This is a genomic window from Pseudomonas sp. PDM18 (assembly GCF_014852585.1).
Lineage (GTDB): Bacteria > Pseudomonadota > Gammaproteobacteria > Pseudomonadales > Pseudomonadaceae > Pseudomonas.
Genome location: NZ_JACVBX010000006.1, coordinates 210,222 through 232,777 on the forward strand (window position 1 = coordinate 210,222; position 22,556 = coordinate 232,777).

The 22,556-nt window shown below is 66.8% G+C and carries 18 protein-coding genes; 8 read left to right on the forward strand and 10 right to left on the reverse strand.

Annotated features, from left to right (window positions below; all coding sequences use genetic code 11):
* Window positions 1-75: 75 nt before the first annotated feature.
* The 6 genes from IB274_RS14715 to IB274_RS14740 form a co-directional block, all read right to left on the reverse strand.
* A complete protein-coding gene (locus tag IB274_RS14715; RefSeq protein ID WP_192432670.1) occupies window positions 76-993 on the reverse strand; it encodes a LysR family transcriptional regulator in 918 nt (305 codons plus the stop codon).
* A 227-nt stretch (window positions 994-1,220) separates the two neighbouring features.
* Window positions 1,221-2,054, reverse strand: coding sequence for an HpcH/HpaI aldolase/citrate lyase family protein (locus tag IB274_RS14720; RefSeq protein ID WP_192432671.1), 834 nt, complete (start codon window positions 2,052-2,054; stop codon window positions 1,221-1,223).
* A 14-nt stretch (window positions 2,055-2,068) separates the two neighbouring features.
* The gene (locus IB274_RS14725) at window positions 2,069-3,259 is read right to left on the reverse strand and encodes a CaiB/BaiF CoA transferase family protein (RefSeq protein ID WP_192432672.1); all 1,191 of its coding nucleotides are present in this window, start codon (window positions 3,257-3,259) and stop codon (window positions 2,069-2,071) included.
* Window positions 3,260-3,339: 80 nt separating this feature from the next.
* Window positions 3,340-4,689 carry an MmgE/PrpD family protein gene (locus IB274_RS14730; protein WP_192432673.1) on the reverse strand — a complete coding sequence of 450 codons (1,350 nt, stop codon included), beginning with the start codon at window positions 4,687-4,689 and terminating at the stop codon, window positions 3,340-3,342.
* 18 nt (window positions 4,690-4,707) lie between these two features.
* Window positions 4,708-5,868 (reverse strand): acyl-CoA dehydrogenase family protein, encoded by a 1,161-nt coding sequence (locus IB274_RS14735; RefSeq protein WP_192432674.1) that lies wholly within the window; start codon window positions 5,866-5,868, stop codon window positions 4,708-4,710.
* 47 nt (window positions 5,869-5,915) lie between these two features.
* Window positions 5,916-6,743 carry a MaoC family dehydratase N-terminal domain-containing protein gene (locus IB274_RS14740; protein WP_192432675.1) on the reverse strand — a complete coding sequence of 276 codons (828 nt, stop codon included), beginning with the start codon at window positions 6,741-6,743 and terminating at the stop codon, window positions 5,916-5,918.
* Window positions 6,744-6,897: 154 nt separating this feature from the next.
* Between IB274_RS14740 and IB274_RS14745 the strand changes: the two genes are divergently transcribed.
* A complete protein-coding gene (locus tag IB274_RS14745; RefSeq protein ID WP_192432676.1) occupies window positions 6,898-7,812 on the forward strand; it encodes a LysR substrate-binding domain-containing protein in 915 nt (304 codons plus the stop codon).
* A 465-nt stretch (window positions 7,813-8,277) separates the two neighbouring features.
* On the opposite strand, the gene IB274_RS14750 is transcribed toward IB274_RS14745, so the two are convergent.
* Window positions 8,278-9,111, reverse strand: coding sequence for an oxidoreductase (locus IB274_RS14750; RefSeq protein WP_192432677.1), 834 nt, complete (start codon window positions 9,109-9,111; stop codon window positions 8,278-8,280).
* A 93-nt stretch (window positions 9,112-9,204) separates the two neighbouring features.
* Between IB274_RS14750 and IB274_RS14755 the strand changes: the two genes are divergently transcribed.
* The 5 genes from IB274_RS14755 (at window position 9,205) to IB274_RS14775 (ending at window position 15,355) form a co-directional block, all read left to right on the forward strand.
* Window positions 9,205-10,158: an AraC family transcriptional regulator gene (locus IB274_RS14755; protein ID WP_192432678.1), complete on the forward strand. Its 954-nt coding sequence runs from the start codon at window positions 9,205-9,207 to the stop codon at window positions 10,156-10,158.
* A gap of 182 nt (window positions 10,159-10,340) precedes the next feature.
* A complete protein-coding gene (locus IB274_RS14760; protein WP_192432679.1) occupies window positions 10,341-11,087 on the forward strand; it encodes an AraC family transcriptional regulator in 747 nt (248 codons plus the stop codon).
* Between the two features lie 101 nt (window positions 11,088-11,188).
* Complete coding sequence (locus IB274_RS14765; RefSeq protein WP_192432680.1) at window positions 11,189-12,676, forward strand: efflux transporter outer membrane subunit; 1,488 nt, start codon at window positions 11,189-11,191, stop codon at window positions 12,674-12,676.
* Entirely contained in the window at window positions 12,673-13,818 is a 1,146-nt protein-coding gene (locus tag IB274_RS14770; protein WP_192432681.1) for an HlyD family secretion protein, read from the forward strand. The genes IB274_RS14765 and IB274_RS14770 overlap by 4 nt, the downstream gene beginning before the upstream one ends.
* Complete coding sequence (locus IB274_RS14775) at window positions 13,811-15,355, forward strand: MDR family MFS transporter (protein WP_192432682.1); 1,545 nt, start codon at window positions 13,811-13,813, stop codon at window positions 15,353-15,355. The genes IB274_RS14770 and IB274_RS14775 overlap by 8 nt, the downstream gene beginning before the upstream one ends.
* 3 nt (window positions 15,356-15,358) lie before the next feature.
* Here the strand turns inward: IB274_RS14775 and IB274_RS14780 are convergent, their stop codons facing one another.
* The 3 genes from IB274_RS14780 to IB274_RS14790 are packed head-to-tail and all read right to left on the reverse strand — an operon-like array spanning window position 15,359 to window position 20,257.
* Window positions 15,359-15,763, reverse strand: a complete 405-nt coding sequence (locus IB274_RS14780) for a g-type lysozyme inhibitor (RefSeq protein ID WP_192432683.1) — start codon at window positions 15,761-15,763, stop codon at window positions 15,359-15,361.
* A 29-nt stretch (window positions 15,764-15,792) separates the two neighbouring features.
* Entirely contained in the window at window positions 15,793-17,349 is a 1,557-nt protein-coding gene (locus IB274_RS14785; RefSeq protein WP_192432684.1) for an EAL domain-containing protein, read from the reverse strand.
* Between the two features lie 49 nt (window positions 17,350-17,398).
* Entirely contained in the window at window positions 17,399-20,257 is a 2,859-nt protein-coding gene (locus IB274_RS14790) for an autotransporter outer membrane beta-barrel domain-containing protein (protein WP_192432685.1), read from the reverse strand.
* A 149-nt stretch (window positions 20,258-20,406) separates the two neighbouring features.
* Between IB274_RS14790 and IB274_RS14795 the strand changes: the two genes are divergently transcribed.
* Both IB274_RS14795 and IB274_RS14800 read left to right on the forward strand, forming a co-directional pair.
* Window positions 20,407-22,146 carry a response regulator gene (locus IB274_RS14795; RefSeq protein ID WP_192432686.1) on the forward strand — a complete coding sequence of 580 codons (1,740 nt, stop codon included), beginning with the start codon at window positions 20,407-20,409 and terminating at the stop codon, window positions 22,144-22,146.
* A 91-nt stretch (window positions 22,147-22,237) separates the two neighbouring features.
* A complete protein-coding gene (locus IB274_RS14800) occupies window positions 22,238-22,501 on the forward strand; it encodes a DUF2892 domain-containing protein (RefSeq protein ID WP_192432687.1) in 264 nt (87 codons plus the stop codon).
* Window positions 22,502-22,556: the final 55 nt, after the last annotated feature.

Consider the following 22,556-nt stretch of genomic DNA (forward strand, 5'->3'; position numbering starts at 1 on the left):
CAGGATGCCCCACGCGCGAGGCGCTGAATAATGACCTTCGCGCATGCTTATCAAGGCTGGTTATCGACGCGGCTTTCATCCACCAGGATCAGTCGCCTTGCGCAGGTGCGGCCCCTTGAAGGCGTAGACCAGCTCGTCCACAAGGGTCTGCGCCTCGCGGGTCATCAACTCTGGCGGACGGCAGACCAGCGAGATGTCGGTGCCCGGCACGGTTTCGGCGATGTCCAGCGCTTCCAGTGTGCCGGATACCACCGGCAGGTCGAACACCCGCCGCGACCAGAAGCTCACTGCGTCGGTGTTGGCCGCCAGCTCTGCGTAGAGCACCACCGAGGCACACTCGATGACGCGCTCGGGGTGGCGCACCTGGTACTGCTCGAACATCTGCCCGGCAAGGGAGACGTCCAGCGAATCAGGCACCAGCCATTCTTCGTCCAGCAACTCGTGGAGCGACCGCGCGTTGCGCAGCGGATGCCCCTTGCGCACCGCCAGTGTGGTGGGTTGGGCGTAGAGTTCCTGCCAATGGAAGCCATCGACGTTGCGCGAGGACGGCTGCGAGGTCAGCACCAGGTCCAACTGGCCTTCACGCAGGCCTTCGAGCAGCTTTGCCGGGCGCAGCTCGTTGATCTGCAACTGCACCTTGGGGTAGCGCTTGCGATAACGCAGCAGGCAACTGGCGAACTGCTGGCTGGGCGTAACCGGTGACACCCCGATGGCCACGCGGCCGTCCATGGCGCCTTTCAGCGTCTCGATCTCGTCTCGTGCGCGGCGCACCTCTTCCACTACCAGGCGGGCGCGGCGCACCAGGCGCTCGCCGTATTCAGTGGCGGTGATGCCGCGGTTGGAACGCACCAGCAGCGGCACGCCCAACTCGGCCTCGAGCTCCTTGATGCTCTTGGACAGGGCGGGCTGGGAGATGTGCAGCAGGCGCGAAGCTTCCTGGATGCTGCCGCTTTCGCAGATGGCGACGATGGCGCGGAGTTGATGCAACTTCATGGAGTGGTCGTCGGCTCGGGGATCGGTAACAGATCGGAACATAAAGCAAAATCGAGGCCGGCGTGAGTAACGGTTGGTAAACGAGAATGGACTGGTGGGTCGCGGAGCGCCTCTGGGCGTCGCCGCATCACTGAAAGGACAGGGTGTGATGCGGCGGTGCATCGCAGCGGCAATCCGGAGCGACGCCTACTGGCTGGTCCCAACAAAGGCTGCCCCGCCAATGGCGATCAGTTTCCAGCACTGGCCAGCAGACGCCGCGCGCGGCCCAATACCGGGGCATCAACCATCTGCCCGTCGACCTGGAAGGCCGCCGCACCGCTCTCGGCGGTAGCCACCACCCGTCGCGCCCAGTCCAGTTCGTCGGCGCTCGGGGCCAAAGCCGCATGGGCGACGTCCACCTGCTTCGGATGAATGCACAGCGCGCCCAGCAAACCGAGGTCGCGGCCATGGCGGATGGTCGCGGCGAAGCCTTCGGCATCGTCGAACGCCGGGAACACGGTATCCAGCGGCGGTTGCAGGTCGTTCACCCGCGAATGCAACAGCAGACTCAGGCGCACCTGGTCATAAACCACCGCGGCAGCCTCGGTGCCGCTGCTCATGCCGATATCCAGCGCCAGGTCGAGGCCACCGAAGGTCAGGCGTTCCACACCCTCACAGGCGGCGATTTCGCCCAGTGCGAGCAGGCCACGGGCGCTTTCGATCAGCGGCCAGACTGGTTTGCCGCAGGAAGCGGCGATGCGCACCTGCATCGCGCGTTCGGCCTTGGGCAGCAGGATACCGATGACGCCGGGCAGGCGCCGGCACAGTTCGAGATCGGCTGCCTGTTCCGGATCGCCAGCGGCGTTCACTCGAACCCGCACGCGGGCCTCCGGGTTGGCGCCGAGGAAGGCTTCCAGATTGTCACGCGCCTGGGCCTTGAGCGAGGCCTCGACAGCGTCCTCGAAGTCGACGATCACCACGTCGGCGCCGCTGGCCAGGGCCTTGGCGAAACGCTCCGGGCGGCTGCCGGGGACGAACAGCGCGGTTCGTACGATGGAATCCGCCGGGCTTTGCTGAATCATTGGGTTCTCCTGGGTCATACCGCGCCCTGCTCGTGCAGGCGCTGGATATCACCGGGGGTATAACCCAGTTCCTGCAGCAGGTCATCCGTCTGCTGACCTAATGCCGGCACGGCATCCATGCGCGGCGCGTAGGCATTGCTGTTCACCGGCGGCAAAAGCGCCGGCAGGCGGCCGGCCGGGCTGTCGATCTCACGCCAGCGGTCGCGGGCGGCCAGCTGCGGGTGTTGCCAGAGGCCACGCATGTCGTTGACGTGGGCGTTGGCGATCTGCGCCTGCTCCAGGCGTTCGACCACCTGTTCGGCGCCGAGGCTGGCGAAGGCTTCGACGATCAGCCCACGCAGGGCGTCGCGGTTGGCCACACGCAGGCTGGTCGCAGTGAAACGCGGATCGACCGCCAGCTCCGGACGCTGCAGGACCACTTCGCAGAACAGCTTCCATTCCCGCTCGTTCTGCACGCCGAGCATGACGCTGCCGCCGTCGCCGGTGGGGAACGGCCCGTAGGGATAGATGGTGGCGTGGGCAGCGCCGGCGCGCGGCGGCTGCGACTGGCCGTCGAAGGCGTAGTACATGGGGAAGCCCATCCACTCGGCCATGCCTTCGAGCATCGATACCTCGACGCGACTGCCCTCCCCCGTGCGGCCGCGCAGCAGCAGCGCGGAGAGGATGCCGCTGTAGGCGTACATGCCGGCGGAAATGTCGGCAATCGAGCAACCGGCCTTGGCCATCTCGTCGGCGCCCGGTCCGCCGGTTACCGAGAGGAAGCCGCTCTCGCTCTGGATCAGCAGGTCATAGGCCTTCTTCTGCTCGTAGGGGCCGCCTTCGCCGTAGCCGGAGATGTCACAGACGATCAGCCGCGGGAAGCGTTCATGCAGCGCGTCGAAGGACAGGCCCAGACGCGCGGCGGCGCCCGGCGCGAGGTTCTGCACCAGCACGTCGGCGGTTTCCAGCAGTTGCTCCAGCACCGCCTGCGCCGGTTTCTGCTTGAGGTCCAGGGACAGGCTTTCCTTGGAGCGGTTGGTCCAGACGAAGTGCGAGGCCAGGCCGCGCACGCGCTCGTCATAGCCACGGGCGAAGTCGCCGACGCCGGGGCGCTCGACCTTGATCACGCGGGCGCCAAGGTCGGCCAGCTGACGGGTGCAGAACGGCGCGGCGATGGCGTGTTCCAGGCTGACGACGGTGATGCCGTCGAGGGGACGCGAACTCATGGGCAACTCCAGACGCCGGCCGGCTGGCCGACGTGCATAGTCAGAAGTACCGGGCGGCCATCCAGCCGCCCGTGGCAGACTCAGTGGAAGACGTCGAGGCTCGGCAACTGGTGCAGAGCCCAGCTGGCCTGCACCAGGCGATCCGCTTCGGCCTGGCTGCGCTGGCCGGCGAAGGCCAGCAGGCGGCGGAACTTGTCTTCCAGCTCCGCACGGCTCAGGCCGTTGCCCGGATCGCCCTTGGGCTCGTCGATGGCGCCGTGCAGCTGGCGGCCGTCGGTGGTGAGTACGTCCACACGGCCGAGCCAGCGCCGCGGGTAGGCACCGTCCACTTCCGCATCGAGCTGCATGCTGACCTTCTCGCGGAAGGCAGAGACCTCGGCATCGTTCAGGGAGAACTCTTCGAACTCCACCAGACCGGCCTTGCCATGCACGGCGATCAGACCCAGCACGGTGCCCATGGAGAACTTCGCCTGGTGCACCGTCTGCGGCACCACCACGCGGCCAAGCACGTCGATGGCGCCCTGGTGCACGCGGGTGGTGACCTGGGCGATGTCGCCATGCTCGAGCCCTTCACGCTGCATCAGGCCCAGCAGCGCATCGGCGGCAGGATGCGTGTGGCGGCAGGAAGCATGGAACTTGTAGGAGGTCTCGCAGAGCGCCCAGCGGGTACCCAGGCCGTCCACCAGACGGCTCGGGTCGGCGTCGCTGGACATGCCGGCAGCCATGCCCTGCTCGCCTTCGAGGATGTTCTGCGCGCCGGTCAGGCCATCGGCCGTCAGGTAGGCGGCGAGCAGGCCGTCAGCGGCGGCTTTCGCAGTGTGCAGCTGCTTGGAGTCGGCGGCGTCGCGCAGGAACTCCCAGAGCCCGGCGGCCTGGGTGCCGGCGCTGCCCAGGCAGTTGACGAACTGCCGGCTGTCCAGGCCCAGCAACTTGCCCACGGCCAGTGCGGCAGCCAGGGTGCCGACCGTGGCGGTGGTGTGGAAGATGCGGTAGTGCGAGCGACCGAGGAACTCGCCGATGCGGATGCCCGCCTCGTAGCCGGCAACGCTGGCGAGGATCAGTTCGCGGCCGGACTTGCCCAGCTCCTGCGCGGCTGCCAGGGCCGCCGGGAAGACCACGGTGGCCGGGTGCAGCACGGAGCTGTTGTGCAGGTCGTCCTGCTCCACCAGGTGCGAGCTGGCACCGTTGACCAGCGCGGCGAAGTACGCGGAGGTCGAGGTGCCGTCCACCAGCACGCGGCTTTTACCGCTGGCCGGGCCCATGCGCTGGGCGTAACGCTGGAACAGCGGGATCGGGTGGCGATTCTGGCTGGCCAGGGCCGAGCCGAGCCAGTCGAGGAACAGTTCCTCGGTGTACTCGACCACGGACGTGGGCAGGTCTTCGTAGCGCAGGCCGGCAAGGAACTCGGCCAGGGCATGGGTATTGTTCATTGTTCTTCTCGTCCCGGCTTAGAAGGAGCGCGGCAGTTCGAGCAGATGCTCGGCCACGTACGACAGGATCAGGTTGGTGGAAATCGGCGCCACCTGGTACAGGCGGGTCTCGCGGAACTTGCGTTCGACGTCGTATTCGTTGGCGAAGCCGAAGCCGCCGTGGGTCTGCAGGCAGGCGTTGGCCGCTTCCCAGCTGGCCTTGGCCGCGAGGTACTTGGCCATGTTGGCGGCGGCGCCGGCGTTCTTGCCGCTGTCGTACTCCTGACAGGCGCGCCAGCGCATCAGGTCGGCGGCCTCGATCTCGATATGCGCCTCGGCGATGGGGAACTGCACGCCCTGGTTCTGCCCGATCGGGCGGCCGAACACCACGCGGTCACGGGCATACTGCGCGGACTTCTCGTTGAACCAGCGGCCGTCGCCGATGCACTCGGCGGCGATCAGCGTGCGCTCGGCGTTGAGGCCGTCGAGGATGTACTTGAAGCCCTTGCCTTCCTCGCCGATCAGGCTGCTGGCCGGCAGCTCCAGGTTGTCGAAGAACAGCTCGTTGGTTTCATGGTTGACCATGTTGGCAATCGGCTGCACGGTCAGGCCGTTGCCGATGGCTTCGCGCAGGTCGACGAGGAAGATCGACATGCCTTCGGACTTCTTCTTCACCTCGGCCAGCGGCGTGGTGCGGGCCAGCAGGATCATCAGGTCGGAATGCTGGATGCGCGAGATCCACACCTTCTGGCCGTTGATCACGTACTTGTCGCCCTGGCGCACGGCGGTGGTCTTGATCTTGGTGGTGTCGGTGCCGGTGGTGGGCTCGGTGACGCCCATGGACTGCAGGCGCAGCTCGCCGCTGGCGAGCTTGGGCAGGTAGTAGGCCTTCTGTTCGGCGCTGCCGTTACGCAGCAGGGTGAACATGTTGTACATCTGCCCGTGGATGGTGCCGGAGTTGCCGCCGCAGTGGTTCACCTCCTCGAGGATCACCGAGGCTTCGGCCAGGCCCAGGCCCGAACCGCCGTATTCTTCCGGGATCATCGCCGAGAGCCAGCCGGCTTCGGTCATGGCGCGGACGAAGTCCTCGGGGAAGCCTTTCTCTTCGTCGATCTTGCGCCAGTACTCGGCGGGGAACTCCGCGCACAGGGCGCGCACGCCGTCACGGATGGCCTGGAGTTCTTCGGTGGTGGACGTCATCGAAACACCTCATGTCTTTCTTGTTGGAGGCACCGGGAAAGGTGCGGTCAGTCGAATTCCACTTCGCCGCGCTGGGCAATACCGGCGCCGTTGCCGGCCCAGACTTCGGCCTTGCCGGGGCCGCTCAGGCGGCCGCCGACGTCGAACGGTTCGGGGCTGATCAGCGGGCGCAGGCCACGGTAGGCGTAGCGGCGCAGGCGTGCCTGGGGGTTGGCGCGGCAGAACGCGCGCAGGTTCAGGGTGCCGATCAGGGGGCCGTGCACCACCAGGCCGGGGTAGCCCTCGGCCTCGGTGACGTAGGGCCAGTCGTAATGGATGCGGTGGCCGTTGAAGGTCAGCGCTGAGTAGCGGAACAGCAGGATCGGCGACGGCACCACGGCCTCGCTCCAGTCGCCGGCGGGCAGCGCATCGCCGCTGGTGAGCTTGGGCGGAGTGGGCTCGCGGTAGACGATGTCCTGCTCCTCGCTGAACGCCAGGCGGCCGTCCTGGGCGAATTCGTGGCGCAGGGTGACGAACAGCAGCGAGCCGGTGCGGCCGTGCTTTTCCTCGACGTTCAGGATGGTGGTGGTGCGTTTCGCCACGCCGCCGACCCGCAGCGGCTCATGGAACTCCAGGCGACCGCCCGCCCACATGCGGTTGCGTCCATCGGCCGGGGGCAGGAAGCCGCCGCGCGCCGGATGGCCGTCGGCGCCCAGGCCCGGCTCGGTCACTTCATCCTGGAAGAACATCCAGTGCCACAGCGGCGGCAGTGCCTCGCCGGCGGCCGGGGCGTCTTCGGCCAGGGTCACGGCCAGACGGCGGACCAGCAGCGTACTCAGTTCTTCCTCGCGCTCCTGGGAGCGGCCGATCCAGTCGGCGTAGGGTGAATCGCTCATTGCGGACCTCTTGGCAGGTTTGATGAACGGAGCATGCAACAGGGCTTGCGTTCGTCGAATCCACATTTTCATAATCCAGCGTTAGGCAATTCCTAACGCCATTTCCACACTTCAAGCCTAGCGCCGCTGTCGGTCGCTTCGCGGAGAACCGCTCATGCACTTCGACCTCGCCGACCTGCGGCTTTTCGCGCACATCGCCGAAGCCCCCAGCCTGACCCAGGGCGCCCGCCGCGCCCATCTCTCGGCGGCCGCCGCCAGCGCGCGGATCAAGGCGCTGGAAGGCCAACTCGACTGCCGCCTGCTCTACCGCGACAACCGTGGCGTCGAGCTGACCCCGGCGGGCCAGCGCCTGCTGCAGCACGCGCGCCTGATCCTGCGCCAGGTGGACCACCTGAAAAGCGATTTCAGTGGCCAGGCCGGCGACCAGGTCGGGCACATCCGCATCTTCGCCAACACCACGGCGGTCACCGAATTCCTCCCCGAACTGCTGGCGGACTTCCTCGCCGAGCGCCCCGGTGTCAGCGTCGACCTGCAGGAGCGGCTGAACCGCGACATCGTCCGCGCCATCCTCGACGGCTCGGCGGACTTAGGCATAGTCGCCGGCCCGGTGCGCGCCGAAGGCCTGCAGATCGTCCACTTCAGCACTGACCGGCTGGTCCTCGCAGTAGCGCCCGACCACCCGCTTTGTGCCCTGCCCCGCCTGACCCTCGCCGACACCCTGGACTACCCGCACATCGCCCTGCATGAAGGCAGCACCCTGCAGAGCTTCCTGCGCGAACGGGTCGAGCGCATGGGCGGCGACCTCAACCTGCGTATCCAGGTGGCCAGCTTCGAAGCCATCTGCCGGATGGTCGAGGCCGGGGTCGGCATCGGCGTGATTCCGGAGACCGCCGCCATCCGCCACAGCCGCACCATGAATCTGCGAATTCTGCCGCTGGACGAGCCCTGGGTGGTGCGCGAACGCAGCGTGCTGCTGCGCGACCGCGAGGCGCTGCCGGCCTGCGCCCGGGCGCTGGTGGACTTGCTGCGCGGCATGCAGGACGTAGGTTCAACTGAGCAGCCCCAGTGACTTCGCGCGGACGATGGCCTGGGTCCGCCGACGCACGCCGAGCTTCACTGTGCAAGGCATGCTCGACCTCGCTCGCCAGCGCCTGACACGCAGGATCTGGCATGCCTCGCGCAACTGCTACAGGCGTGCCCGCTCCGCCAAGACCCAGCAGGCCATGGAGGATGTAGGGGGCGGCGCAGGATCGCGCCAGGCGCACGCCGTTCTCCAGCAGCGCCGCAGGCGCTTCGGCGTCGCCCTGCAGGAGTACCAGTTCGCCATCGAGCAAGGCCTGGCCCCTCGCAGCAATTCGTGCCCTTCGCCGCTGGCCCGCAATCGCTCGGTTCAGGCGTCCAGCGCCTGGGCGACGTCGGCCACGCCATCGAACGGCACGGCAGGCAGCACGGCTCCACCGTGGCGGTTACCGCGACGGATTAGCAGGTGCACCCTACGCCCAGAGGCGCGCAACGCCGGCTACTGACCGGCAACTCAGCCGTCGGTGGAACGGCTGAGCGCCTCCCACTGGGTGATCTCGTCCTGCAGTGCCGACAGCTTCTGCCGCACCAGGCCCAGCGCGTCGCTGCCCAGCAGCAGATGCCGTGGCGGCACCGAAGCACCGATAGCCGCCAGCATCGCTTGCGCGGCTTTCTGCGGGTCGCCCAGTTGCTTGCCGCTCTTTTCCTGCCGCGCCTGGCGCAGCGGGTCGAACAGCGCGTCGTAGTCGGCGATGGAGCGCGGGCTGCGCACCATGGAGCGCCCGGCCCAATCGGTGCGGAAAGAACCCGGCGCCACGGCGGTCACCGCGATGCCGAAGCCCTCGACTTCCTTGCCCAGCGCGTCGCTGATGCCCTCCAACGCAAACTTGCTGCCGCAGTAATAGGCGATGCCGGGCATGGTGATGTAGCCGCCCATGGAAGTGATGTTGAGGATGTGGCCACGCCTGCGTTCGCGCATGTGCGGCAGCACGGCCTGGATCATCGCCACGGCGCCGACGACGTTGACCTCGAACTGCCGGCGCATCGCATCCAGCGGCGACTCCTCGAGGATGCCCTCGTGGCCGTAGCCGGCGCTGTTCACCAGCACGTCCAGGGGGCCGACGCTAGCTTCGATTTCCTCCACCACGCCGGGGATGGCGTCAAAGTCGGTCACGTCCAGCAGCCGGCCGAAGCACTGGCCGGGCGCCAATGCTTCGAGATCAGCGCGGGCCTGCTCGGTGCGCACCGTGCCGACTACGCGATGCCCAACGGTCAGTGCCTCGCGGGCCAGGGCCAGGCCGAAGCCGCTGTTGGCGCCGGTGATCAGCAGGGTCTTGGGAGATGACATAGGGTGGCTCCATTGCAGGGAAATTGAGTGCACAATACGTGGCCTCAACTCCCTTTTCGCAGGCCTCAATCTCTGCCTTTATTGCCTGATTCTATGAATACGCCTGTCGAAGTACCCGGCACCGAACCGGCTCGCATGATCGCCCTGCTGGCAGCACTGGCCCCACAGGAGGGCTACAACTTGACCGCGCTGCCGAGTGTGCGCTTGCTGCGCTCGAATCGCCCGCTCGCGCGCACCCCGGTGCTCTACGACCCCGGTATCGTGATCGTCTGCCAGGGCTGCAAGCGCGGCTATTTCGGCGATGAAATCTACGTCTACGACGAACAGCATTACCTGGCCGTCGCGGTTCCGGTGCCCTTCACCATGGAAACCGACGCCACACCAGAGCGCCCGCTCCTGGCCATCTACCTGCATCTGGACTTCCAGCTTGCCGCCGATCTGATGTTGCAGATCGACCAATCGGGCACGCCGCTGACCGAAGATGCGCCGCGCAGCCTGTTCTCCAGCCCGATGGACCCGGCACTGACGCAGTCGGTGTTGCGTTTCCTCGAAGCCCTGGGCGATCCGCTGGCGGCAACGATCCTCGCGCCAGCGCTGCTGCGCGAGCTGTACTTCCGCGTGCTCACTGGCGCCCAGGGCAATGCCATGCGCGCGGCGCTGGCCATGCGTGGCCGCTTCGGCAACATCGCCAAGGCCCTGCAACGCATTCACACGAGCTACGCGCAGGCCATGGACCTGCCGCAGCTGGCGAGCGAAGCCGGCATGAGCGTTCCGTCCTTCCACAGCCACTTCAAAGCCATTACCCGTACCTCGCCCATGCAGTACCTCAAGTGCACGCGGCTGCACCAGGCGCGGCTGCTGATCGTGCGCCAGGGTATGACGGCGCAGGCGGCGAGCTTGGCGGTCGGCTACGCCAGCGCCTCGCAGTTCAACCGCGAGTTCAAGCGTCTGTTCGGCCGCACGCCACTGGCGGAGGCGCAGCGCATGCGGGAGAACTTCGCGATTCCGCCGGTGCAGGAAGCTTCGGCTTACGTTTCGTCTCACTGAAGCGTGAAAAATGGGAGAAATTTCATGAATCCACCGCTTCTAGATTATTTATTGCTGAAACAGGATATTTACAGCCACATATCGCCGATTACCTGCCTCAAGTTTCACTTAGACTGCAGGCTCCCCCAGGAGCCCTGCATGAACCCGCTCGACACGCCCACCCGCCCCGAAGGCACGACAGCATGACCTGCGCCCTATCCCTCGAAGCGCTGGCCTACGACCATCAGGATGGCGAGGAAATCCTCCTGCACTGCCACTCGCAGGCGCAGCTGATCCACTCCATCTCCGGCGTGATGCTGGTGGGCGCGGCGCAGAAGAACTGGGTCGTGCCAGCCGGCCACGCGCTGTGGGTGCCGCCGGGCACCGAGCACCAGATCCGCATGTTCGGCAGCGTGCGCATGCGCACCCTGTTCATGCCCGCCTCCACCTGGCCCTGGGGCGGCCAGCATTGCCAGTTGATCGCGGTAACACCGCTGCTGCGCGAGCTGCTGGTTGCGGCCACTGCGGTGCAGGCCGGCGATGGCAGCGAGCACCGCCGCCGCTGCCTGCACGAACTGTTGCTGGTCGAAATGGACGCAGCGCAGACGGTCGGTATCCACCTCGCCATGCCGCGGGACCTGCGCCTGCTGCGCCTGTGCAACGCGGTGATCGCCGCACCGGCGGATGAAACCGGCATGGAGGATTGGGCGCGGCAGCTGAACATGAGCAGCCGCACCCTCGCCCGCCTGTTCCAGCGCGAACTGGGCATGAACTTCGGCGACTGGCGCACCCGCGTGCGCATGGTCCTCAGCCTGCAACGCCTGATCGCCGGCGCCTCGGTGCTGGAGGTTGCGCTGGAGCACGGCTACCAGAGTCCGAGTGCGTTCTCGCAGACCTTCAAGCGCATCCTTGGGCAATCGCCCAGCCACTACCTGGCGGCGCGCGGCTGAGCAGTTTGTCATTTTCGCGAGACAGGTTGTCGGCCTTGCGAGAGAGCCGCACCGGCTGAATCCCTAACCTGCGGAAGTCCGAAACCACGTGACTTCCCGACATGCCCATACCTTCTTCCAACCCGCGACACTCACTGCTCGCGCTCGCTTGCGCCGGCCTGCTGCTGGGCGGCTGCGCGGCAGTCAGCGAACATGAAACGCCGGCGGCCCATTTGCCTGCCAGCGGCGACTGGCAGGCGCTCGCCGCCGCCACCGCCGAGCAGGCGCCACCCACCGACTGGTGGCGGTTGTATCAGGACCCACAGCTCGACCAGTTGGTAACCCAGGCACTGCAATACAACCAGGACCTGCAAGCCTCCCTCGCCCATGTCGACGAACTGCTGGCACAGCTTGGCCAGGCTAGGGCCCAGCGCTGGCCGAGCACCACGACGAGCTGGCAGACCTTCTACGGTCGCACCCGCGATGACCAGAGCGAGGCCAAAGTCAGCGGCAGTCGCGCCGGCTCGCAATGGAACCAGGCGCCGGGGTTCGCCCTGGACTACCAACTCGACCTCTGGGGCCAGATGCGCCAGTCGATCCTCTCTGCCCAGGCCAATGCTGAAGCCGCGCAGGCAGCCCATGACCAGTTGCTGGTGAACATCGCTGCAGGCACTGCCCGCGCCTATGCCAATGCCTGCGCCTACGCCGCGCGGGCCGCTATCCAGCAGCACTCGGTCTCGACGGTGGAACGCAGCCTCGAACTCACACTCCGCCAGCGCCGCGCTGGCCTGATCACCGACCTGGAGGTGGATCGCGTGCGCAGCCTGCTGGAAGAGACACGTGCCCTGCTGCCGCACCTGCAGGCGGAACACCAGGCCGCACTGGAGGAACTCGGCGTGCTCACCGGCAACGGGCCGGAGCAACTCCCGGCAGCCGTCAGCGATTGCCAGGACGTACCGCAACTCAGCCGGGCGCTCCCGGTCGGTGATGGCTGGGCACTGCTGCAGCGGCGTCCTGACATCCGTGCCACCGAGCGCACGCTGGCCGCCGCTGGGCACGAAGTTGGCGCACGCCAGGCCGACTTCTACCCGAGCGTCTCCTTCGGCGCGTCGATCAGCTCTTCCGCCCAGCGCCTGCATGACCTCGGCGAACACGAGGCGATCACCTATGCGGTCGGGCCGCTGATCAGCTGGAGCTTCCCCAACCTGCTCACTACCCGAGCCCACCTCGACGGCGCCCAGGCCCACGAACGCCAGCAGCTCGCCCGTTTCCAGCAGCAGGCGCTGGTTGCGCTCAAGGAGGTACGCCAGAGCCTGGCTCGCTACAACGGCGAGAGCCGCCACCGCGACGCGCTCACTGGTGCCCTGGTCAGCAGCCGCAACGCCTACCGCCTGGCACAACTGAACTACCAGGCCGGCGCGCTGGACTTCCTCGATGTGCTCGACAGCGAGCGCGCCATGGTCCGCCTCGAAGCGGACAAGGCCGAGGCCGACCGGCAACTGGTCGAGCGCCAGATCGACCTCTTCCACGCCCTTGGCGGCGGCTGGCAGGAAACGCCGGCCCGGGAACTCGCCGAGTACTCCACCCATTCCACAGGACCCGCCCGATGAACATGGCCGTCGATGAACAACAAGCCAACTCCGCCGAACAGATCAGCAGGATCGAGCGCAAGCGCCGACTGTTGTGGCTGGGCGGCGGCGTGCTCACTTTCGCCGCACTGGGATACAGCATCTATTGGACCGGTGTCGGCCGCTACCTGGAAGAAACCGACGACGCCTATGTGCGCGCCGACTGGATCGCCATCAGCCCGAAGCTATCCGGCTATGTCGCCGAGGTGCTGGTGGAGGACAACCAGAGCGTCGCCGCCGGCACTCCGCTGGTGCGCATCGAGGACCGCGACTACCAGGCCCGCATGCAGCAGGCAAGGGCGCGGCAGACCGCAGCCCGGGCTGCCATCGCCGTACAGCAGGCGGCTCTGGTAACGCTGGATGCGCAGCTGAAGGAACAGCAGGCGCTGATCGACCAGGCCGTCGCCGATATCGACAGTGCCCGCGCCGAACGCCAGCGCGCACAACTGGACTTCCAGCGCTACCGCGATCTGGTGGCCCAGCAGGCCGCCAGCAGCCAGCGACTGGAGAGCGTCACCGCGGACTTCGCCCGCGCGCGCTCGGCACTCAGCCGTGCCGATGCGGCGGCGAGCCGGCAGCGCACCCGCCTGAGCGTGCTCCAGGCCAGTCGCGAACAGGCCGCCGCCCGGTTGCGACAGCAGCAGGCCCACGCCGCCGAAGCGGACGCCAGCCTCGCCCTGGCGCAGCACGAACTGGACGACACGCTGATCCGTGCCCCCATTGCCGGCGTGGTCGGCCAGCGCCGCGTGCGGCAGCGCCAGTACGTCACGCCCGGCCTGCCGCTGCTGGCACTGGTACCGGTGGAACAGTCCTACGTGGTGGCCAACTACAAGGAAACCCAACTGCGCCGCATGCGTCCCGGCCAGCCGGTGGAAGTGCGCGTGGACAGTTTTCCCGGTGCCGTGATGCACGGTCGCGTCGAGAGTTTTTCGCCTGGCTCCGGGGCGATCTTTGCCCTGCTGCCGCCGGACAATGCCACCGGCAACTTTACCAAGATCGTCCAGCGCTTCCCGGTGAGGATCGCCCTGGATGGCGGCGCGCGGCAACAGGCGCCGATCCTGCCCGGTATGTCGGTGATCGCCGAAGTCGATACCCGCGACGGCGAGGTGCAACCGCATGACTAGCGCAGCCAGTAACAGCGAAAAGACCTCGTTCAAGGCCTGGGTAGCGGTGATCGGCGGGCTGTTCGGCTGCTTCATGGCCGGCATGAACGTCCACGTCACCAGCGCCGCCCTGCCGGAAATCCAGGGTTCGCTGAGCGCCAGCTTCGAGGAGGGGTCATGGATTTCCACGGCCTATCTGGTCGCCGAGATCGTGATGATCCCGCTGACCGCCTGGCTGGTGGAGGTGTTCTCCCTGCGGCGGGTGATGCTGGTGGGTTCGGCGATTTTCCTGGCGGCCTCGGTGGCGTGCTCGTTCTCCCCCAACCTCGCCACCCTGATTGCTATTCGCGTCATCCAGGGTGCGGCCGGCGCGGTGCTGATCCCCTTGTCGTTCCAGCTGATCATCACTGAGCTTCCGGCCTCGCGGGTGGCCATGGGCATGGCGCTGTTCAGCCTGTCCAACAGCGTCGCCCAGGCCGCCGGCCCGTCCATCGGCGGCTGGCTCACCGATGCCTACAGCTGGCGCTGGATCTTCTACCTGCAGCTGATCCCCGGCGTGCTCCTGCTGGCCGCCGTGGCCTGGGCCATCGAGCCCAAAACCATGCAGTTGAAAAAACTGCGAAATGGCGACTGGCTGGGCATCGCCAGCATGATCGTCGGCCTGGGCGCGGTGCAGATCGTGCTGGAGGAAGGCGGCCGCAAAGACTGGTTCGGTTCCGATTTCATCGTCTGGATGCTGGTCATCGGCGTGATTGCGCTATTGCTGTTCATCTACACACAGTTGTTCGGGCGGCGCTCCTTCATCAACCTGCGCCTGCTGGCCGGCTACAACTTTGGTGTGGCCAGCGCGGCGATGTTCATCTTCGGCGCGGCGACCTTCGGGCTGGTGTTCCTGGTGCCCAACTACCTGTCCCAGCTGCACGGCTACAACGCCCGCGAGATCGGCGTCAGCCTGATCGCCTATGGCCTGGTGCAGTTGCTCCTGGCGCCGCTGATGCCGCGCCTGATGCGCTGGCTGAACCCCAAACTGATGGTCGCCAGCGGCTTTGCCATCATGGCGCTGGGCTGCTATCTGGGTGCGCACCTGGACGCCGACAGCGCAGCCAACGTGATCATCCCGTCGACGGTCGTGCGCGGCATCGGCCAGCCTTTCATCATGGTGGCGCTGTCGGTGCTGGCAGTCTCGGGCCTGTCCAAGCAGCAGGCCGGTTCGGCGTCGGCGCTGTTCTCCATGCTGCGCAACCTCGGCGGCGCGGTCGGTACGGCGGCGCTGACACAGATTGTGTCGCAGCGCGAGCGCTTCCACTCCGAACGCATCGGCGAGCAGGTGACACTTTTCTCCCCTGCCCTGCAAGAACGCCTGCAAGGCGAGCCCGCCAGCACCTTCGGGATCACCGAGTGGTTGCCGGCACAGGCCGAATCCTTCGCCCGCCTCGGCGCACATATCCGTCATGAGTCATTACTCATGGCTTATGGAGATGCGTTCTACCTGTCCTTCCTCGCCCTGCTGGCCTGTGCAGTGGCCGCGCTGGCTCTGCGCAGCAACCGCCAGGCCTGATCGTCACTGGATGCCGACGTGAATGCTGTAGTCCACCTTCGTCCCGCGGCGGGCGGTGGCGCGCATCTGGTAGACCTGCACGCTGTAGGTCCCCGAGGCCGGCAATGCACCGCTCCAATCCTGGCCGACGGCGCCGCTGCCCAGGGCGGTGGATTCGCCTGGTTCGTCGCCTGGCGCGTAGAGGTTGAAGTTGGCGTTGTTGCTGCCGCTGACAGCGACTTTCATGTGCTGCCCGGCCTTTGCCGAAAGGGTGTAGAGAACCGTGTCATAGCCCTTGAAACTACCTTTGACGGTGGTGCTGCTCGCGCCCTTGGCGAAGTGCACCGGGACCGTCGTAATGGTATCGGCGGCCAGCGCGAGTGCGGGGCTGGCACTGAGCAGGCAGAACAGCAGCAGGGAGGTTTTCATGGTGATCATCCTGTTTCAGGAGTTGGAAGTCATGAGGCCGCCAGCCAGGTCTGGCCGGCGATGTAAGCGAGGAATTCGTCCAGCGGCATCGCCTTGCCGAACAGCCAGCCCTGGCCGTATTGCACGCCGCGCTGGCGCAGGTACTGCAGTTGCTCGTCGGTCTCGATGCCTTCGGCGACCATCAGCAACTCCAGCTGGCGCGCCATGGCGATGGTGTGATCGGTGACCGGGCACGGCGTGCCGGCCGACAGCGACTGGACGAAGGAGCGGTCGATCTTCAGCAGGTCCAGCGGCAGGCGCCGCAGGTATTGCAGGCTGGAGTAACCGGTGCCGAAGTCGTCCAGGGCAATCGGGTGGCCCGCTTCTCGGCTTTGCGCCAGTGTCCGGTGCGCGGCGTCGATACTCAACAGGCTGCTTTCGGTCACTTCCAGCCAGATAGCCTGGGCGGCAATTCCCGCCCGCCGCCGCTTCCGGGTCAGGTGCGGCAGGTAGGCGGCGCTGGCGATGTCCCGCGCTGAGAGGTTGATCGATACATGCTGCAACTGCCCCGAGGCAAGCGTTTCGCCCAGCTCTCGGCACACCGTGGCGATCACCTGGGAGGTGATCGGCTCGATCAGCCCGCTGGTTTCTGCCAGTGGCAGGAAGCGGTCTGGCATCACGACCGAGCCATCCTGGCGGCGCCAGCGCACCAGGGCTTCGGCACCGATGCAGCGGCCATCGCGCAGGTCGAGGATTGGCTGGTAGAAAGCGCTGAACTCACCGTTGGCGACCGCCCGTGTGAGCACCGCCAGGGGCGACAGGCTAGCGCGTACGCGGCGCTCGACTGCCCAGCACCACAACCCGGCGAGCAGCAACCCGAGTGGCGCGAGCATCAGCAGCTCGCGCCAGAGGTCATGGAGCATTTCCTCGCGGCTGACGGCCGCAACCGTCTGCCAGTTGCCGTGGGCAACCCGTGTGTAGATATAGCCATCGCGCAGCGCGGTCTGCGGCTCGCCGTGGATGCGCGTAAGCACCTGGGCGAAACCGGCGGCTGGCTTGCCCAGCCACTGCCCGGTCGGCGTACCCAGGGCCAGGCTGACGCCGGGCGCCAGCGACGTCTCGAGGAAGTGCTCGGGGTCGATCAGCAGGTTGAAGGCCGCATCCTGCAGCGACAACATCGGCTTGGCCAGCGCCGCGAAGGGCGGCACGTTGACTGCTACGCCAAGCCCCCCCTGTGTGCGGAACTCGGCAGGCCAGCGCTGTATCCCGCGGTCGGTCAACCCCCACGAGCTGCAGACGAAGACCTCTTCCTCGACATAACCCACCGCCTTCACCGCCAGCGTGTCGATGGCTACCAGGCGCATCTCTTCGATGCCCTCCACGGAGCACGGCGGCAGCGGCGAACGGTTCAGTTCGCGCAGCGCCGAGGCAGCCTGGGCAAAGGTTTCGTCGGCCCTTTGCGAAGCCAACCGGGCCAGGGTTTCCAGGCGTTCGGCGGTGTGCTGCAGGACCAACCTCCAAGCCAGGTAGCTGGTGCCGGCCAGTATCAGGGCAACCCCCAGCACGCTGGTGGCGATGCCTGTCCTGACGATGCGAGCTCGACTCATGATGAGCCTCCAGAGGGCGCACGACGTGCACCCGAGCGGGGAAGATCGATTACCAGAGGTAGCGGTAGCCGAGGGTCAGGGAAAGCGGTTGCTCGATCTCGTGGCCGTTGGCGTAGTGGGCCTCGACTATCAGCTTCTGATGGGCGCTGAGCAGCAGCGAGCCACCGGCACCCAGCTCGGCGCGCGAGCCGGGAAGCTGGTTGTCCAGTGAATGGCCGTTGACCTTCACCGTGCTGTCGCCAGCCAGTTCGTCGATCCACGAAGCGCTGAGGTAGCCCTGCACCTGCGCACCGGAATCCAGCTGCCAGTTGCGCCCGGCGCGGCCGCCGGCTCGGGCCTGCACGGAGTCCACGGCGTCGCCGTCCACCTGCAGATCGTCGCTGCTGGTGTACTGCGGGCCTTGCAGATGGGCCGCGGCCAGTTGCATCTGCGGCTCGACGAACCAGCCCTGGCCCAGTTGCAGGGTTCGGCCCAGTTCGACGCTGGCACCGTAGGCGTCGGAGTCATAGTGGCCGCGCACCTGCACGCCGACATTGGTCGGCACCTTCACTTCGCCGCGCAGATGGTCGTACTTGAGCACCGAGTCCAGGTACCAACCGTCTTCGCGTACGTAGGTGGCGTAGAGGCCGACACTGCGGCTGGCGAGCTCGCCGGAGCTGTGTTCGCCGAAATCCTGGTCGGAATGGCCGACCCCGAGCATGCCGCCAACATAGAGCGTGCCTTGGCTGTGCTCGATGGCACGGTCGGCGCCGATCTCAGCGCCACTCATGCGCTGGCCGTAAGCGCGACTGTCGTCAGTATCGACATTCAGCTTGGCGCCCGTGGCGCGGGTCCAGAGGCCGCCCTGGTCATGACCCTGGCGCAGCTCGCCGAGACGGCGAGTCAGCGTACCCAGTTCGCTCTGCCAAAGGTTTGCGGCGGCGCTCTGCATGCCCAGCGCGGCGTTGGCGCCCTTGGACAGGCGCTGGGCCTGGCCGGCCGGGCGTGATGCCGGAGCCAGGGTGCTCATGGTGATGGCGGGAGCGCCGGTCACGATGGCGGGTTGCTTCGCCGGCGTAAGCGCCGTCATCGGCAACGTATCGACCTTGGGTTGAGGCACCAATTGAGGGCGCATCGAGGGGATAAGCCCGGTCATGGGGAGGCTCGAACCATTGGGTTGCGGCACGAATTGCGGCCGCATCGAAGGGTTCAGCGGGATCATCGGCACGCTGCTGCCATTGGGCTGCGGAACCTGTTGCGGACGCAGCGAAGCGGCAAGCGCGGTCATCGGCGCCACCTGCCCGTTCTGCACCAGGTACCAGTCGTTGCCCTGCTGCTGCAGCCCATAGCGGAAGGCGCCGGCGTCGACGTGGCCGCCCAGCAGGCTGAACTGCCCGGCTCCGCCAGCGGTGCCGACCAGCTTCAGCGGCGCACCCTGCGCGTCCCGGCCGCTGTCGGCCACCAGCAGTTCGTGGCTGCCCTGGGCCTGCCCCAGCACCTGCAACAAGTCACCCTGGGAGGTGGAAAGGTCGGTTTTCATCTGGAAGCGGCCATTGCCGGTAAGGTCGCCGTTGACCGTCAGCACCTGGTAGCCCGGCCCGCTGAAGAACACCGTGGAATCGCGCAGCTTGAGATTGCCCAGCGATGCGTTACCGGCAAACTCCCAGGTGCTGGTGCCCAGGTCCATGTCCAGCCGGCCACGGGACGGAGCCAGCAGCTGCGTGTTGCCGTGCAGGCTGCTGCCCTCCGAGAGCAGGTCGAACTGGCCGTTGTCCTCGACGCTGGCAAGGGTCGGAGCCTCGACCGTCGCCCCCTGCACGGCCGCGCTCAGCACGCTGCCCGGACGAACCAGGAAAGCACTACCGGCGACGACATGCAGCTGCGCGCCCCGGGCATCAACGTGGCCCTGGCTGCCGCTGGCGGTTTCGATCAGGTCCTGCTGGCCGGTGAGCGCCGAGTCGGTCAGTTCCAGCTGGCCGATACCCGGCCCTCCGGAGAACAGCACGGTGCTGTCATCGACGTTGGCGGCCTGGCTGTCCCACAGGCCGATGCGGCTGTCGCCGCTGATTTCCAGCGCGGAAGACTGGGCGCCTGCGCTCAGCAACTGGGTATTTTGCAGCTCGATCTGGCTGGACCGGCCGGCCAAGGCGGCGGTGGACTGGCGCCCCTGGGTGAACACCGAGCCGTCGCTCATGGCGATGGCCGAGCCGTCCCGGGCGCTCAGCGCAGCAGCATAGTCTCCCTGCGTATTCACCGTACTGCCCTGGCCCAGCAGCACCTGGCTGCCGTTGTTCGCGGAAACGCCATAGCTGGAACTGCCCTCGGTGAGAATCCGCGTGTCGACCAGCTCCAGCGGGCCGCTGGCGCTCAGGCCGACGCCTGCGCTCTCGGCCTTGTGCGTGTGGATCTGCGAGTGGCTGACCAGACCGGGGAGCGCGTCACTTTCCACGAGGATGCCGGTACTGCTGGTCTCGAAGGTTTCGATGCGCGAGTGCTCCACCTGCAGGGCCGAGGCCCCCGACACCTGTATGCCGTAGCTGAGGATGCCGCGCGTCACCAGGCTCGAATCGCTCAGCCGCAGGGAGCTGCTGTCGACGCGGATGGCCGGGCTACGGCCACCCAGCGTCTGCGCATCGAGCGCCGTCGCGTCCAGAACCGCGCCGCCGAGCGCTTGCAGCGCTCCGCCGCTGCCGGCGTTGCGCAGCAGCGCATCACGCAGGGAAAAGTCAGTGCCCTGCACGTTGACGGCTGGGCCGTTGCCGGGGATATCGACGCGCGACTGCACCAGCGCGTGGGGTAGTGCGTTGGTGGCGGTGAAGACCTGCGGGGAGTTGAAGTCCACAGCCAGCGCCGGAGAGGCGATGAGCATGGCAATGAACAGTGCCAGCGGTGTGTGGGAAAGGTTGGAACTGCGTGTGAGGGGTTCCATGGCGAGTCACCTTGAGGGGAAGCGGTTGAGGCCATTCTTGGCGTGCCCGCTCAAAGTGAGGATGCGAAAACCAGTCACGATTTGTAGGAAAATGATTACACGAGTGCGATCACCATGCCCTAGAGTGAAGGGCAACCCAGGGGGAACAGATGGCGCGGATACTGATCGCGGACGAACACCCGATGACCCGCTACGCGGTGCGCATGCTGCTGCAGGCGGAGCGCCACACGGTGGTCGGCGAGGCTTGCAATGGCCTCGAGGCGCTGAGCCTGACCACCCGCCTCGCGCCGGACCTGCTGATCATCGACATCGACCTGTCGCAGCTCACTGGCCTTGACGTCATCTCACGCCTGCGCAGCCGCGGCCTGACGCTGCCGATCCTGGGCTACAGCACGCAGGATTCGGAGCACTACGTCGGCCGTTTCCTGCAGGTCGGCGCCTCGGGCTTCGTCAGCAAGCACCAGGACATCGACCGGCTCAAGGAAGCACTGGCGGTGGTCCTGCGCGGGCACAGCTATTTCCCAGCCGAAATGCTCGGCAGCGTGCACCGCGCCAGCCTGCACGAGAATGACGCCGAGCGCGTCGCTTCGCTGTCCAACCGCGAACTCAGCGTGCTCAGCCTGCTGGCCAGCGGCTACAGCAACCAGGAAATCGCCCACGAGCTGACCATCAGCGAAAAGTCCGTCAGCACCTATCGCGCACGCATGCGCAGCAAGCTCAACCTGTCCAGCATGCTCGAGCTGATCGACTTCGCGCGCCGCAACCATCTTGCGGCACCGGCAAGCCATACCCATGACGCGGGCGCCGACGGAGGCGAAGCGCCCATGTGGCGCTCCATGGTGGAAAGCCTGCCGGCGGCTTTCTACGTCCGCGATACCGAGGCACGCCTGGTGTACGCCAACCCGGCGCACCTGGAGCTGTACAAAGCAGAGCTGGACGACGTACTCGGCACCCGCACCACCGAGGTGGACTGGTACCAGCCGGGCGACGCACGCAACATGCTGCGCTTCCTGCAAAGAGCCATCAGCGAGGAACAGTCCTTCAACAAGGACATCGAACTCACCGTCCATGGCCAGCGCCGCGTATTGCACCATTGGGGCACGCCCTACCGCGACGGCGACGGCAACCTGCTCGGAATGATCTGCTGCAGCACCGATATCACCGAGCGCTACGACCAGTTAAACGAACAGCGCAGCCGCGCCGAAGCCAGCGAACTGGCGCACCAGCAACTGACCGACCTGTTCACCAGCGCGACGACGCATCTCAACGAGCGTATCGACGCGCTAGCCCACACCCTCGCGCAGCCCGGCGCCACAGACCTTGACCAGGCCCTGGCGATACTCGAAGAGCTGCAGGTTCACGGCGCCTCGCTCAAGCGCGCGCTCATCGCCCAGGACGAAGTCCCCCTGCTGCCGACGCGGCTGGACGAGCTTGCCGCCGAGGTCCTCGACGTTCTGCACGCACCGGCCGACCAGAAACAGCTGCCGCTGAAACTTGAGGCCGACAGTCGCTCGCGCAAGTCCCTGCTGGTCGACGCCAAGTCTCTGCGCGAAGCCTTGCGCCACCTGGGTCTGTACGTGATCGACCTGACCGACGAAGGCAGCGTCCAGCTGCGCATCGCCGCCAGCCCGAAGCAGCAGCAGATGGGTGTGCGCATCACAGTCGAAGGCCTGCCGGGCAGCAAGCGCCGCGAAATGCGCGCCTATTCCCTCTCCGAACTGACCCGCGACTACCCCGCGCGCAACCCGGCCCGCAACAGCCTGAGCCTGAACATCGCCCAACACCTGATCAACAGCATCGGCGGCGAGCTGCAGGTTACCCACCTGCCGGGGCAAGGTTGCTGCGCCACCGTGCATCTGCTGCTTTCGCGCCAGGGCGACCATTCGTAGCTTCGACTGAACCTGCGCGCGCTCCGCTGGCTCCCAGCTTCAGGGCGTGGCCTGTGCGCCCGTTCCGCACAACCGGATTGGGAGACCTGAAATGAATCAGCAGAATGTCGGCAACTGGGTGCGCGCATTGTCGGTCGCCATCGGCCTTGCCGCGATTGGCAAAGGCGTGCGCCGTGGCGGCCTGACCGGCTGGCTGGAAGTCGCGGCGGCCGTGCTGGTGGTAAAGCGCGGGCTGACCGGGCACTGCAATGTCAAAGAAGTCTTCAGCGGCCTGGGGCAGGCTGCCGTTTCCGAGGTGCATCCGTTGCCCGAGCCGTCCCCGCGCCGGCGCCCTGCCCGGCCCACAAGACGTTGACGGAGCGTCACCACGCCATTCGCCGGCCGGCTATATTCAGGGGCTCCGTCGCACA

What these genes read in the sequence shown, in the direction of transcription:
- IB274_RS14715 (WP_192432670.1), bottom strand. Translation starts at nt 993, where the DNA reads ATGAAGTTGCATCAACTCCGCGCCATCGTCGCCATCTGCGAAAGCGGC.
- IB274_RS14720 (WP_192432671.1), bottom strand. Translation starts at nt 2,054, where the DNA reads ATGATTCAGCAAAGCCCGGCGGATTCCATCGTACGAACCGCGCTGTTC.
- IB274_RS14725 (WP_192432672.1), bottom strand. Translation starts at nt 3,259, where the DNA reads ATGAGTTCGCGTCCCCTCGACGGCATCACCGTCGTCAGCCTGGAACAC.
- IB274_RS14730 (WP_192432673.1), bottom strand. Translation starts at nt 4,689, where the DNA reads ATGAACAATACCCATGCCCTGGCCGAGTTCCTTGCCGGCCTGCGCTAC.
- IB274_RS14735 (WP_192432674.1), bottom strand. Translation starts at nt 5,868, where the DNA reads ATGACGTCCACCACCGAAGAACTCCAGGCCATCCGTGACGGCGTGCGC.
- IB274_RS14740 (WP_192432675.1), bottom strand. Translation starts at nt 6,743, where the DNA reads ATGAGCGATTCACCCTACGCCGACTGGATCGGCCGCTCCCAGGAGCGC.
- IB274_RS14745 (WP_192432676.1), top strand. Translation starts at nt 6,898, where the DNA reads ATGCACTTCGACCTCGCCGACCTGCGGCTTTTCGCGCACATCGCCGAA.
- IB274_RS14750 (WP_192432677.1), bottom strand. Translation starts at nt 9,111, where the DNA reads ATGTCATCTCCCAAGACCCTGCTGATCACCGGCGCCAACAGCGGCTTC.
- IB274_RS14755 (WP_192432678.1), top strand. Translation starts at nt 9,205, where the DNA reads ATGAATACGCCTGTCGAAGTACCCGGCACCGAACCGGCTCGCATGATC.
- IB274_RS14760 (WP_192432679.1), top strand. Translation starts at nt 10,341, where the DNA reads ATGACCTGCGCCCTATCCCTCGAAGCGCTGGCCTACGACCATCAGGAT.
- IB274_RS14765 (WP_192432680.1), top strand. Translation starts at nt 11,189, where the DNA reads ATGCCCATACCTTCTTCCAACCCGCGACACTCACTGCTCGCGCTCGCT.
- IB274_RS14770 (WP_192432681.1), top strand. Translation starts at nt 12,673, where the DNA reads ATGAACATGGCCGTCGATGAACAACAAGCCAACTCCGCCGAACAGATC.
- IB274_RS14775 (WP_192432682.1), top strand. Translation starts at nt 13,811, where the DNA reads ATGACTAGCGCAGCCAGTAACAGCGAAAAGACCTCGTTCAAGGCCTGG.
- IB274_RS14780 (WP_192432683.1), bottom strand. Translation starts at nt 15,763, where the DNA reads ATGAAAACCTCCCTGCTGCTGTTCTGCCTGCTCAGTGCCAGCCCCGCA.
- IB274_RS14785 (WP_192432684.1), bottom strand. Translation starts at nt 17,349, where the DNA reads ATGAGTCGAGCTCGCATCGTCAGGACAGGCATCGCCACCAGCGTGCTG.
- IB274_RS14790 (WP_192432685.1), bottom strand. Translation starts at nt 20,257, where the DNA reads ATGGAACCCCTCACACGCAGTTCCAACCTTTCCCACACACCGCTGGCA.
- IB274_RS14795 (WP_192432686.1), top strand. Translation starts at nt 20,407, where the DNA reads ATGGCGCGGATACTGATCGCGGACGAACACCCGATGACCCGCTACGCG.
- IB274_RS14800 (WP_192432687.1), top strand. Translation starts at nt 22,238, where the DNA reads ATGAATCAGCAGAATGTCGGCAACTGGGTGCGCGCATTGTCGGTCGCC.